This window comes from Streptomyces sp. NPDC028711 (genome assembly GCF_055565415.1).
In genome coordinates, this window is record NZ_JBVHUJ010000005.1 from 396,266 (window position 1) to 409,524 (window position 13,259).

Below are 13,259 nucleotides of genomic sequence, written 5' to 3' on the forward strand. Positions count from 1 at the left end.
CATGCGGCCCATGGTGTCAGTGAGGGCCGGAGGAGGAACAGATCTCCTCCGGCTCCGGCACCCTCTCGGCGGGGTTTCCGGTCCGTCTCGTTCGACCCCTTGACGCCTCCCGCGCCACCTCCCTACTGTCACGCCAGAATTTCGAACCAGTAACGAAATTTCGAACGAGCAGCAGGGAGCAGCCGCTGTGCGGATCACGGGAATCACCACGCACGTCGTCGGAACGCCGTGGCGCAACCTGACCTACGTGCGGGTGCACACCGACGAGGGGCTCACAGGGGTCGGCGAGACCCGGATGCTGGGCCACACCGACGCGCTCCTCGGTTATCTGCGCGAGGCCGAGGTCAACCATGTCCGGGGCTCCGACCCGTTCGCCGTCGAGGACCTCGTACGGCGCATGAAGTACGGGGACTTCGGCCGGGCCGGGGAGATCGTGATGTCCGGCATCGCGGTGGTGGAGATGGCCTGCTGGGACATCAAGGGCAAGGAGCTCGGCGTCCCCGTCTGGCAGCTGCTCGGCGGGAAGGTCACCGACCGGGTGAAGGCGTACGCCAACGGGTGGTACACGACCGAGCGCACCCCGGAGGCCTACCACAAGGCCGCTCGGGGCGTGGTCGAGCGGGGCTACCGGGCCCTGAAGATCGACCCCTTCGGCAACGGCCACTACGAGCTCGACCACGAACGGAGCCGGTACGCGGTCTCCCTCGTCGAGGCGGTGCGGGACGCCATCGGGCCCGACACCGAGCTGATGCTGGAGATGCACGGCCGCTTCTCGCCCGCCACCGCGGTCCGCCTGGCCCACGACCTCGCGCCGTTCCGGCCGGCCTGGCTCGAGGAGCCGGTGCCGCCGGAGAACCTCAAGGCCCTGAAGAAGGTGGCCGAGAAGGTGGACCTGCCGATCGCGACCGGTGAGCGGATCCACGACCGGATCGAGTTCCACGAGCTGTTCGAGAGCCAGGCCGCGGACGTCCTCCAGCCCGACGTCGGCCACATCGGCGGCATCTGGGAGACGCGCAAGCTGGCCGCCACCGCCGAGACCCACTACATGATGATCGCCCCGCACAACGTCGGCGGCCCGGTCCTCACCGCCGCCTCCCTCCAACTGGGCTTCTCCACCCCCAACTTCAAGATCCTGGAACACTTCAACGACTTCGCGGACGCGGAGATCAAGAAGGTCGTGCGCGGGGCTCCCGAGGTCGACCCGGAGACGGGCTGCTTCCACCTCTCCGACGCACCCGGTCTCGGTGTCGAGCTGGACGTGGACGCGGCGGCCGAGTTCCCGCAGCAGCAGGCCCGGTTCGACCTGTGGTCCGAGGGCTGGGAGCAGCGGCGGCCCCGGGAGACCCGGTGAGCGGCGGTCGCCCCGGTCCGATCGGCACCCCGGCGCGTGCCGGGCGGGCCGGACCCGACGGAAATCGTCGGACAGGCCCCAGGGGCTCGGCCTCGCCGCTCCGGTCGCCCGGAGGATGACCGTGCGCAGGCCTCACCCCCACGTCCGCCGCGCTCCTGGGCGCGCCCCGGCTCTCCGTACCGCTGCCGCCGCTCCCGTATGAGCTGTCCTCGTGCGGGTTCGGGCAGGCGTCGGCGACCCGGAGGCCGCAAGGGGCCGTCCTGGCCGCGCGCCACCGATCCGCCGCGCCGGGGCACCGACACCGCCCCGCGCCACCGATCCGCCGCGCCGGCCCACCGACCCCGCGCCCGACCGGCGAGAACGCCGAGCCGCGAGGACGGTCCGTCCCCCCAGCTCCGCACCGCATCCGACATCTCGAACACGAAGGACGGCCCGTGACCGACGCTTCCACCCCGACCGCCCGCCGGCCGGCCGAGCGGGTGCTCGCCGCGCTCGGCCTGGGCGCGCCCGTCCCGGCCCCCGCCGACGCCTCGCCGCACACCTTTCCCTGCGGGGGCCGCTGGCGCACCGAGATCCCGTCCTGCGAGGGCCCCGAGGCGCTGGCCGTCGTCCTGGCGGAGGCCGAGCGGCTCGACGTCCCGGTGCACCGGATCAGCCAGGGCAGCGGCGTGTGGATGCTGACCGACGCCGAGATCACCGAGATGGTCGCCGCGACCACCGAACGCGGCGTCGAGCTCTGTCTCTTCACCGGGCCGCGCGGCACCTGGGACACCGGGGCCGCCGTGCGCACCGACTCGGGCGGCGGGGGGCCGCGGGCCCGCGGTCACGACGCCGTCGCCGGCTGCGTCGAGGACGCCGTCCGCGCGACCGAACTGGGTGTGAAGTGCCTCCTCGTCGCCGACGAGGGCGTGCTGTGGACGCTGCACCGGGCGCGCCTCAAGGGCCTCGTACCGGCCGACACCACGCTCAAGGTCTCCGCGCTGATCGGCCCGGTCAACCCCGCTTCGTACGCGGTGTACGAGCGGCTCGGCGCCGACTCGATCAACGTGCCCAGCGACCTGACGCTCGACCACCTCACCGGCATCCGGCGGGCCTCCGCCGCCCCCATGGACATGTACATCGAGGCCCCCGACGACCTCGGCGGCTATGTGCGGATGTACGAGGTCGCCGAGCTGATCCGGCGCGGCGCACCGCTCTACCTGAAGTTCGGCCTGTCCAGGGCGCCCGGGATCTACCCGTACGGGGCCCATCTGCGCAGCCTCGCGCTCGACACCGCCCGGGAGCGGGTGCGGCGCGGCCGCCTCGCCCTGGACCTGCTCGCCCGGCACGGCGCGGACGGCGCGATGGCGCCGCTCGGCTCCCGGCTGCCGGGGCCCCTGCACCGTTTCCCCGCCACCGAATCGCCTGCTCTCGACGACGAGAAGAACGAGGACTGATGACCATGCGCGTTGCCCGCACCCGTAGAGCAGCGATGGCCGGCCTGGCCACGGCCGCCTCCCTCGCCCTGACCCTGTCCGCCTGCGGACAGAACGCCGAGGGCGGCGGCAAGGGGGGATCCGACGGCGCCGAGGGCGCCACCGTCGGCATCGCCATGCCGACGAAGTCGTCCGAGCGGTGGATCGCCGACGGCGACAACGTCGTCAAGAACCTGGAGGCCAAGGGGTACCGGACGAAGCTGGTCTTCGGCGAGGACGACCCCGACCAGCAGGTCGCCCAGATCGAGAACCTGATCACGCAGGGCGTGAAGGCGCTCATCGTCGCCGCGATCGACAACAAGTCCCTGAACAACGTGCTGCAGCAGGCCGCCGACGCGGACATCCCGGTCATCGCCTACGACCGGCTGATCCTCGGCTCGAAGAACGTCGACTACTACGCCTCCTTCGACAACACGAAGGTCGGCGAGCTCCAGGCCACGTACATCGTCGACAAGCTCGGTCTGAAGGACGGCTCGAAGAGGGGCCCGTTCCGGATCGAGCTGTTCGCCGGCTCCAACGACGACAACAACACCAAGTACTTCTTCAACGGCGCGATGAGCGTGCTCAACCCGTACATCGAGAAGAAGCAGCTGGTGGTCGGCTCGGGCCAGACGGCGCTCAACCAGGTCACCACCCTGCGCTGGGACGGCGGCACCGCGCAGCGCAGGATGGACGACATCCTGACCGCCGCGTACAAGACCGAGCGGGTGGACGCGGTGCTCTCGCCGTACGACGGCATCTCCATCGGCATCCTGTCCTCGCTGAAGTCCGACGACTACGGCTCGAAGGCCAAGCCGCTGCCGGTGGTCACCGGCCAGGACGCCGAGCTGGCCTCGGTGAAGTCGATCATCGCGGGCGAGCAGACGCAGACCGTCTACAAGGACACCCGGGAGCTCGCGAAGATCGCCGCGAACATGGTCGACGCGGTGCTGCACGACAAGAAGCCCGAGGTCAACGACGAGAAGACGTACGACAACGGCAGCAAGGTCGTCCCCGCCCACCTGCTCCAGCCGGTGAGCGTGGACAGGACCAACTACGAGCAGGTCCTCGTCGGAGGCGGCTACTACACCGCCGCGGACCTGAAGTAGCCGGGAGGAGGAGACCATGACGGGACCCGTCCTGGAGATGCGTTCGATCGGCAAGACCTTCCCCGGAGTCCGGGCGCTCTCGGACGTCACGCTGACGGTCCGCCGGGGCGAGGTCCACGCCCTCTGCGGGGAGAACGGCGCCGGCAAGTCGACCTTGATGAAGGTCCTCTCCGGTGTCCACCCGCACGGCACGTACGAGGGGGAGATCCGCTTCGAGGGAACCGCCTGCCGCTTCCGGGACATCCGGGCGAGCGAGCGGCAGGGCATCGTGATCATCCACCAGGAACTCGCCCTGGTGCCGTATCTGTCCATCGCCGAGAACATCTTCCTCGGCAACGAGCGGGCGACGCGCGGGATCATCGGCTGGAACGAGACGCTGAGCGAGGCGGCCCGGCTGATGCGCCGGGTCGGTCTCGACGAGCACCCGGCGACCCGCGTCGCGGACATCGGCGTCGGCAAGCAGCAGCTCGTGGAGATCGCCAAGGCGCTGTCGAAGGAGGTGAGGCTGCTCGTCCTGGACGAGCCGACGGCCGCGCTCAACGACGAGGACAGTTCCCAACTCCTGCGTCTCATCCTTGAGTTGAAGGAACAGGAGATCACCTCGATCATCATCTCGCACAAGCTGGGCGAGATCCGGCGGGTCGCCGACACGGTCACGATCCTGCGCGACGGCCGGACCGTCGAGACCCTCGACGTGGCGGATCCGGCCACCACGGAGGACCGGATCATCAGCGGCATGATCGGCCGGGACCTCGACCACCGCTTCCCCGACCGCACCCCGTACGCCGGCGAGCCGGGCACCGCCCCGGCCCTCGAGATCCGCGACTGGACCGTGCTCCACCCGATCGACCGGCAGCGGAAGGTCGTCGACGGCGTCTCGCTCTCGGTCCGGCGCGGCGAGATCGTCGGCATCGCGGGCCTCATGGGCGCGGGCCGCACCGAGCTCGCGATGAGCGTCTTCGGCCGCTCGTACGGGCGGTACGCGGGCGGTACGGTCCTCAAGGACGGTACGGCGATCCGTACCCGCAGCGTCCCGGAGGCGGTGGCACACGGCATCGCGTACGCCACCGAGGACCGCAAGCACTACGGCCTGAACCTCATCGACACCATCGGGCGGAACATCTCGCTCAGCGCGCTGCGCAGGGTCGCCCGGCGCGGGGTGGTCGACGCCCAAGAGGAGCGCCGGGTCGCCGAGGGGTTCCGCACCTCCATGAACATCAAGGCGCCCACCGTCTTCGAGCCGGTGGGCCGGCTGTCCGGCGGCAACCAGCAGAAGGTCGTCCTCAGCAAGTGGATCTTCGCCGGTCCCGACGTGCTGATCCTGGACGAGCCCACCCGGGGCATCGACGTCGGCGCCAAGTACGAGATCTACACGGTGATCGACCGGCTGGCCGCCGAGGGCAAGGCGGTGATCGTCATCTCCTCCGAACTGCCCGAACTGCTCGGCATGTGCGACCGGATCTACACCATGGCCGCCGGCCGGCTCACCGGCGAGGTACCCCGCTCGGAGGCGACACAGGACGTGCTGATGCGCCACATGACCAAGGAAGACACGAGGGAGAACGCCCATGAGCGCTGATGTCACGGCCGGGAAGCCGCAAGCGCCGATACCGCCGGCACCCGGCTCCCGGGGCGCGGGCCTCCTCCGCCCGCTGCTCGACGGCGCGCGCCGCAACATGCGCCAGTACGGCATGCTGATCGCCCTCGGCGTCATCGTCGCCCTGTTCGCGGTGTGGACCGGCGGCGACCTGCTCCTGCCGCGCAACGTGTCCAACCTGGTGCTCCAGAACAGCTACATCCTGATCCTCGCGATCGGCATGATGATCGTCATCGTGGCCGGGCACATCGACCTGTCGGTCGGCTCGATCACCGCCTTCATCGGTGGCGTGGGAGCCGTCCTCATGGTCCAGCACGACGTGCCGTGGCCCCTCGCGGTGCTGCTCTGCCTGGCCATCGGCGCCGCCGCGGGCGCCGCGCAGGGGTATCTGATCGCCTACGCGGGGATGCCGTCGTTCATCGTCACCCTCGCCGGGATGCTGGTCTTCCGCGGCCTGACCGAGGTCTTCCTCAAGGGCCAGACCCTCGGCCCGTTCCCCGAGGGCCTGCAGAAGCTCGCCAACGGCTTCCTGCCCGAGGTCGGCCCGACGACGAACTACCACAACCTGACCCTGGTGCTCGGCTTCCTGCTGATCGCCGTCGTGATCCGCCAGGAGGTGCGCGAGCGGCGCCGGCAGAGCGCGTTCGCCCTCGACGTGCCGCCGGCCGGTCTCTTCGCGGTGAAACTGGCCGCGCTGACCGCCTCCATCCTGATCTTCACGCTGCTGCTCGCCAGTTACAAGGGCGCGCCGGTGGTGCTGCTGATCCTGGCGGCGCTCCTGGTCGGCTTCGGCTATCTCATGCGCAACGCGGTCATCGGCCGCCATGTGTACGCCATCGGCGGCAACCTGCCGGCGGCCAAGCTGTCCGGGGTGCGCGACCGGAAGGTCACCTTCCTGGTCTTCCTCAACATGGGCATGATGGCGGCGCTCGCCGGTCTCGTCTTCGCGGCCCGGTTCAACGCGGCCTCGCCGAAGGCGGGCCTGAACTTCGAACTGGAGGCCATCGCCGCCTCGTTCATCGGCGGCGCGTCGATGAGCGGCGGCGTCGGCACGGTGCTCGGCGCCATCATCGGCGGCCTGGTGCTCGGCGTACTGAACAACGGCATGAACCTGGTCGGCATCGGCACCGACTACCAGCAGGTCATCAAGGGCCTGGTGCTGCTTGCCGCGGTCGGCTTCGACGTGTGGAACAAGCGGCGGGCCGGCGCGTAACGGCGCGCGCGGACGGCGGAGGGGCGGCCCGGGGGAGGGGCCGCCCCTCTCGTCACGCCGGGCTCCGGTGGCCGAGCCGCTCGGAGAGCTCGGTGGCCCCCTTAACGGCCAGCTCTTCCAGTTCGGCGCGGCGGTCCTCGCTCCAGCGGATCATCGGCACGGAGATCGACAGGGCGGCGACCACCCGGCCGGAACGGTCGCGTACGGGCGCGGCGACGCAGGAGACATCGGGGTTCGACTCGCGGTTCTCGGTCGCGATGCCACGTTGCCGGACGTCCGCGAGGGCCGCGCGCAGGGCGGCCGGGTCGGTGACGCTGTTCGGCGTCATCGCGACCAGCTCGGCCCCGTCGGGCACACGGGCCGCCAGCTCCTCCTCGGGCAGCGAGGCGAGCAGCATCTTGCCGACGGAGGTGCAGTGCGCGGGCAGCCGGCGGCCGGCGGCGGAGACCATGCGCACGGCGTGCGTGGAGTCCACCTTGGCGATGTAGATGACGTCCGTGTCCTCCAGGACGGCCACGTGCACCGTCTCGTCGCAGGTCTCGGCGACGGCGCGGGCGACCTGCTGTCCCTCGGCGGCGAGGTCGAGCTGCTCGGCGTACCTGCTGCCGAGCTGGTAGGGGCGTACGCCCAGCCGGTAGCGCCCTGGCTGCTCAGGGACCTGCACCAGGTAGGAGCGGGCGGTCAGCGTGGTCACCAGCTCGTGCACGGTGGTGCGCGGCAGCTGGAGCCGGCGCACGATCTCGGGGGTCGAGAGCGTTCCGTCCCCGTCGAGGAAGAGCTCCAGGATGTCCAGGGCTCGGGTTACGGCAGGTACGAGCCGTCCCACGACCGCCCCTTCCTTGTGTTCGACATGTCAGCATCCGACCGGAGTGTCGGAACGACGAGGACAGGCTACTCACGAAGAGAGCCCCTGTCAGGGGCGTTCGAGCAGGGAAGGGGGGGGCGGCGTCGGCGCGTACAGAAGCCGGCCCCGTCGCCCGTACGGGCAAGGGGGCCGGCTTTCCGATGCGCGCGGCCGGTCGAATCGTCCGGTCAGTCGGAGGTGGGCGGGAGGATCTCGAAGTCGGCGTGCAGGCGCCGCCGGTGGTCCACCTGCCGCACCGGTCCTGTCAGGGTCACCCGGGCGGTCAGTCGCGGCTCCGTGCTGGAGGCGCTGAGCCTCAGCTCCAGCTCCCCCGGTTCCACGACGCGCTTCCCGGCCCTGCCCGTGAACGACGCGAGGTCCGCGGGGACGACCACCCGGATCCGCCTCCTCTCGCCGGGAGCCAGGTCGACCCGCACGTACCCGACGAGTCTCCGCACGGGCTGGACCACGGAGGCCACCGGGTCGTGCAGATACAGCTGTACGAGTTCGGTGCCGGAGCGGTCGCCGGTGTTCGCCACGGTGAGGGCGAGCCGCACCTCGCCGTCCGTGGGGACCTCGGTGTTCTCGACGACCAGGTCGCTCCAGGCGAAGACCGTGTACGTCAGGCCGTGTCCGAAGCCGAACGCCGGAGTCGGGTCGATGCTGGAGACCTCGCTGGTGTGTCCCAGACGTGCGGCCAGGTAGGTGGACGGCTGGGCACCGGGGTGGCGCGGCACGCTGACGGGCAGCCGGCCGCTCGGGGCGGTCCGTCCGCTGAGCACGGAGGCGACGGCCGCGGTTCCGGCCTCGCCGGGGAAGAAGGACTGCAGGACGGCGGCGGACTCGTCGACCGCACGCCCGAGCGCGTAGGGCCGGCCGGCGAGCAGGGTCGTCACGACCGGTGTCCCGGTGTCGAGGAGGGCGTCGAGCAGCTGCTGCTGCGCTCCGGGGAGGACGAGGGACTCGGCGTCGCAGCCCTCGCCGCTGGTGCCCCGCCCGAAGAGCCCGGCGCGGTCACCGAGGGCCGCCACGACGACATCGGCTCCGGCGGCGAGTTCGACGGCCTCGGCGAAGCCCTCGGTCCCGGCGTCGTCGATGCCCGTTCCGCGCGCCACGAGGACCTCGGCGCCGGGGAACTCCGCGACGAGGGCTTCGCGCAGGGTGGGCAGGTCGATGCCGAGGGGGGTGCCGGGGTGCTGTCCGCCGACGTGGACGGGGAAGGAGTAGCAGCCGAGGACGGCCGTGGGAGCCTCGGCGTTGGGGCCGATCAGGGCGATCCGAAGGGGAGTCCGCGGGTCGAGCGGCAGGGTGCCGTCGTTGCTGAGCAGGATGACGGCCTGTTCCGCGACGCGGCCGGCCAGCTCCCGGTTGGCGTCCGGGTCCAGGTCGACCGTGCCCCGGAGGGCGTCGGGGGCGGCCTCGGTGTCGGCACCGGCCAGGGCTGCCGGGACCGGGCTCCAGTCGGGGTCGAGCAGCCCGAGCCGGGCCTTCTGCAGGAGGACCCGCCGGACCGCCCGGTCCACGAGCTCCTCGGACACCTCACCCCGCTCGACGGCGTCCAGGAGGGGGGCACCGAAGGTCTTGACGGTGGGCAGTTCCACGTCGACGCCGGCGGCGAGGGCCGCACCGGCGGCCTCGCCGAACGTTCCGGCGACACCGTGCAGGGTCTTCAGGAACGCGATGCCGAAGTAGTCGGCCACGACGGTGCCGGTGAAGCCCCAGGTGTCCCGCAGGAGTCCGGTGAGCAGCCCGTCGTCCGCTGCCGAGGGGATGCCGTCGGTGTCGGTGTAGGCGTGCATCACCGACCGGACGCCGCTCTCCCTGACCGCCATCTCGAACGGCGGCAGGATCACGTCGGCCAGCTCCCTGGCGCCCATGCCGACCGGGGCGAGGTTGCGGCCCGCCCGGGAGGCGGAGTAGCCGGCGAAGTGCTTGAGGGTGGCGATGACGCCGGCCGACTCCAGGCCCTGGACGTAGGCGGTGGCGATCGTCCCGACGAGGTACGGGTCCTCGCCGATGGTCTCCTCGACGCGCCCCCAGCGGGCGTCGCGTACGACGTCGAGGACGGGGGCGAGCCCCTGGTGCACGCCGACCGCACGCATGTCGCGTCCGATGGCGGCGGCCATGTCCCGTACGAGCGCGGGGTCGAAGGTGGCTCCCCACGAGAGGGGGACGGGATAGGCGGTGGCGCCCCAGGCCGCGAAGCCGGCGAGGCACTCCTCGTGGGCGACGGCCGGGATGCCGAAGCGGTTCGCGGCGGTGATCCGCGCCTGCGTCCGCATCAGGGAGAGGGCGCCGAGCGCGGGATCGACGGGAACGGTCCCGAAGGGCCGGGTGAGCTGGCCGAGACCGTCGGGCAGCAGCGCGTCGAGGTCGACCGGCTCCTCCATGTCGTGCTGGTGCGGGGCGACCTCGGCGCCCTCGTCGGAGGCCCCGACCCACACGCCGACGAGCTGGGCGACCTTCTCCCGCAGGGTCATCTCACGGATCAACGCGTCGGTACGGGCTTCCGCGCTCAGCGCGGGGTCGTGCCAGGCGTGCTGCGGGGCTTGGGGCTGTGTGGCCATGGTGTCGGTCACTTTCCTCCGACTCCCATCAGACCCTGGACCAGGGCGCGACGGGCGAACAGATAGACGAGCAGGATGGGAAGCATGGACAGGACGACGGCCGCGAGGAGTCCCGGGATGTCGACGCCGTGCTCCGTCTGGAAGTCGTACAGGCCCATGGTGATGACCTTGTTCTCCGAGGACTGGGTGAGGACGAGCGGGAACAGGAAGCCGTTCCAGGCCTGGAGCGAGGAGAACACGACGATCGTGGACAGACCGCTCTTCGACAGGGGCAGCACCAGCTGGAGGAAGATCCTCCGGGGGGAGGCCCCGTCGATGGTCATCGCCTCGTACAGCTCGGGCGTGATGTCCCGCATGACGCCGGAGAGGATCAGGGCGCAGACGGGCATGGCGAAGGCGGCGGTCGGCAGGATGACGCCGAGGAGGTTGTCGTAGAGCCCGGCCTCGTTGATCAGGTAGAACATCGGGACGATCACGGCCTGGGACGGGATGGCCAGGCCGAGCAGGAAGAGACGGAAGATCCGCCCGGTGGCCTTGCTGTCGCTTCGCACGATGGCGTACGCCAGGGGCGGCACGAGGAGCAGGACGATGCCGACCACGCAGACCGTGACGATCACCGTGTTGAACAGGTACTGCGCGAAGCCCTCGTTCAGGTCGTTGACGTAGTTGTCGAGCGTGAGGCGCTCGGGAAACGCGAGGGGGCCGTTCGCCGCGTAGTCCGTCCGGGACTGGAAGGTGGCGATCAGCATGACGTACAGCGGAAGGCCGACCACGAACAGCCAGATCAGCGAGCCGAAACCGGCCAGGAGGTTGGGGCGGGTCCTCATCACACGCCCTCCATGGTGCTGCGCATCTTGTCGTAGCCGGTCAGACGCACCATGACCAGGGAGACCAGGGTGGCGACGAGGACGAGGAGCAGCGCGATGGCGGAGGCCCCTCCGAAGTCGAAGCTCTTGAAGGCCCTTTGGTACATGTAGAAGGCGGTGTTCGTGGTGTCGGTGCCCGGTCCGCCCTGGGTGAGGATCAGCACGGTGTCGAAGGTCGTGAGTCCGCCGACCACCATCAGGATCATCGAGGTCACGATGCTGTTGCGCAGCTGCGGCAGCGTGATGTGGAAGAACTGGCGGACCGTGCCCGCGCCGTCGATCTGGGCGGCCTGGTAGAGGACTTCGGGGACGGCCCGCGCGGCGCCCTGGTAGATCAGCGTGTGCAGGGGAGTGAACTGCCAGGTGCTGACGAAGACGAGGACGCCGATGGCGCCGGCCTGTGTGCCGAAGAGGTTGCCGTCACCGAAGAGCCACTTCGCCTGCGAGGGGACGCCGAAGTTGGGGTCGAGCACGGCGCGCCACAGGACGGAGACGGCGGTGATGGACAGGAGGAGCGGGACGAAGTAGACGGCGGAGAGGACGGCCCGGTTGCGCTGGTGGCCGGCGGCCCAGACGCCGAGCAGGATGCTGATCGGTGTCTGGACGACGACGCCGAGGACGGTGAGGAGCAGGCTCAGCCAGAGGCTCTTCACCAGGACGGGGTCATCGAGCAGTTTGCTCCAGTTGTCCAGGCCGGCGAACTCCGGGGAGCCGAGGCCGTTCCAGTGGGTGAAGGACAGCACGACGACCAGGAGGAGGGGTACGAGGGCGAACAGGCCGAAGAAGACGGCGGCGGGCGCCGCCCAGGCGAAGCCCGGGCGGCGGCCCACACCGGTCGCGGGGCGGCCGGACCGCCCGCTCCGGCCGGTCTTCTCGGTGCTGTCCACGGCTGTGGCTGTGGCAGTGGTCATGTCAGGCGTTCCGGAGGTCAGGCCGCGGGCAGGCTCTGCATGGCGGCGACGAAGGCGTCAGGACCCGTCTGTCCGTTGAAGAACTGCTGGACGGCCTGGTGGATGGTGGTGGTGGCCGCCGGGGGATAGGCCTGGTCCCAGGAGAGCTGGAAGGAGGGGGCCTTCTTCACCAGGTCGAACTGGTACGTCGAGTAGGCCGGGCTGGCGGAGCCGGCCAGGAACTCGGGGGTGTTGGTGGTGGTGGGAAGGTTGCCGATGCCCAGCTGGTCCTTGACGAACGCGTCCGAGTACATGAGCTTCAGGAACTCGGCCACGGCCTCGGGATGCTCGGTGTTCTTCAGGACCGAGTAGAAGTTGTTGGTGTTGCCGGCGAGGTTGTCCGGGCTGCCCTTGCCGCCCTCGACGGTCGGGAAGGTGCCGTAACCGAGGTCGGTCTTCACGAAGTCCGGGTAGGCGTCCTGGAGCGTGGAGTACTCCCAGGAGCCCATGAGCTCGAAGGCCGCCTTGCCGGTGGCGAGGAGCGCGGGGGAGCCGCCGTCGGTGAACTTGACCGAGTCGTAGTTGGTGCCGAAGGCGCCGGCGTCGATCAGCTCCTTGAGCATGCCGAGTGCCTTCTTGCTGTCTGCGCTCGCCCAGACGCTCTTGTCCCCGTTCACCGCCTTCTGGAAGTGCTCGGGCCCGGCGACCCGGTCGTAGATGTACTGGAACCACATCTGGGTCGGCCACTTGTCACCGCCGCCGAGGGCGATGGGGGTGATGCCCCTGGCCTTGAGGGCCTTGACGGCGGCCAGGAGCTCGTCCCAGGTACGCGGGGTGGTGACGCCCGCGTCCTTGAGCACCTTCTTGTTGCTGAACATCAGGACGGGCTGGGTGCCGCGCATGGGTATGCCGTAGGGCTTGCCGTCGACGACCGCGGTGTTGAAGACCGACGGCAGGAAGTTGGACTTCAGGCCCGGGTCCTTGGCGATGAAGTCGTCGAGCGGCATGAGGAGGCCCGCGTCGACGTAGGGCTTGATGCTGCCGCCGCCCCAGTTGAAGAACACGTCCGGCGCCTGCTTGCCGCTGATGATCGTCTGCAGCTTGGACTGGTAGTCGGCGCCGGGGATGGTGTCGAGGACCGCCTTGACCTTCGAGGTCTTGTTGAAGGTGTCGACGAGCCGCTTCTCCACCTTGTTGGTGGCATCGCCGTACACCAGGATGTGGATCTTGTCCGAGCCGCCTCCGGCGGAATCCCCCGAGCCGCCGCAGGCCGCGAGGGACAGGGTCATGGCCAGCGACGCCCCACCGACGACAGCGGTTCTCAGGAGCCGTACGTGCCGCTTCATCGCCTCACCTTTCGAAAGAGTT

General features: G+C 70.2%; 10 protein-coding genes. 5 read left to right on the forward strand and 5 right to left on the reverse strand.

All coding sequences use genetic code 11. The features are described 5' to 3' along the window. The first annotated feature begins 187 nt into the window (after positions 1–187). From ACZ4VK_RS19625 to mmsB, 5 genes are all read left to right on the forward strand, one after another. The gene (locus ACZ4VK_RS19625; protein WP_468353624.1) at positions 188–1,351 is read left to right on the forward strand and encodes a mandelate racemase/muconate lactonizing enzyme family protein; all 1,164 of its coding nucleotides are present in this window, start codon (positions 188–190) and stop codon (positions 1,349–1,351) included. A gap of 434 nt (positions 1,352–1,785) precedes the next feature. Continuing rightward, positions 1,786–2,787, forward strand: a complete 1,002-nt coding sequence (locus tag ACZ4VK_RS19630; RefSeq protein WP_468353625.1) for a hypothetical protein — start codon at positions 1,786–1,788, stop codon at positions 2,785–2,787. A 5-nt stretch (positions 2,788–2,792) separates the two neighbouring features. Then, positions 2,793–3,914: a multiple monosaccharide ABC transporter substrate-binding protein gene (gene chvE, locus ACZ4VK_RS19635; protein WP_468353669.1), complete on the forward strand. Its 1,122-nt coding sequence runs from the start codon at positions 2,793–2,795 to the stop codon at positions 3,912–3,914. 16 nt (positions 3,915–3,930) lie between these two features. After that, on the forward strand, positions 3,931–5,493 hold the full coding sequence (mmsA, locus tag ACZ4VK_RS19640) for a multiple monosaccharide ABC transporter ATP-binding protein (RefSeq protein WP_468353626.1): 1,563 nt from the start codon (positions 3,931–3,933) through the stop codon (positions 5,491–5,493). Beyond that, entirely contained in the window at positions 5,483–6,724 is a 1,242-nt protein-coding gene (gene mmsB / locus ACZ4VK_RS19645; RefSeq protein WP_468353627.1) for a multiple monosaccharide ABC transporter permease, read from the forward strand. Before mmsA ends, mmsB begins: the two co-directional genes overlap by 11 nt. Before the next feature lie 52 nt (positions 6,725–6,776). Here the strand turns inward: mmsB and ACZ4VK_RS19650 are convergent, their stop codons facing one another. From ACZ4VK_RS19650 to ACZ4VK_RS19670, 5 genes are all read right to left on the reverse strand, one after another. After that, complete coding sequence (locus ACZ4VK_RS19650; RefSeq protein WP_468353628.1) at positions 6,777–7,550, reverse strand: IclR family transcriptional regulator; 774 nt, start codon at positions 7,548–7,550, stop codon at positions 6,777–6,779. A gap of 206 nt (positions 7,551–7,756) precedes the next feature. After that, positions 7,757–10,135 carry a beta-xylosidase/alpha-l-arabinosidase gene (locus ACZ4VK_RS19655; protein WP_468353629.1) on the reverse strand — a complete coding sequence of 793 codons (2,379 nt, stop codon included), beginning with the start codon at positions 10,133–10,135 and terminating at the stop codon, positions 7,757–7,759. An 8-nt stretch (positions 10,136–10,143) separates the two neighbouring features. Next, positions 10,144–10,962: a carbohydrate ABC transporter permease gene (locus tag ACZ4VK_RS19660; protein ID WP_468353630.1), complete on the reverse strand. Its 819-nt coding sequence runs from the start codon at positions 10,960–10,962 to the stop codon at positions 10,144–10,146. Then, positions 10,962–11,912 (reverse strand): carbohydrate ABC transporter permease, encoded by a 951-nt coding sequence (locus tag ACZ4VK_RS19665; RefSeq protein ID WP_468353631.1) that lies wholly within the window; start codon positions 11,910–11,912, stop codon positions 10,962–10,964. Before ACZ4VK_RS19665 ends, ACZ4VK_RS19660 begins: the two co-directional genes overlap by 1 nt. A gap of 17 nt (positions 11,913–11,929) precedes the next feature. Next, complete coding sequence (locus ACZ4VK_RS19670; protein ID WP_468353632.1) at positions 11,930–13,237, reverse strand: ABC transporter substrate-binding protein; 1,308 nt, start codon at positions 13,235–13,237, stop codon at positions 11,930–11,932. Positions 13,238–13,259: the final 22 nt, after the last annotated feature.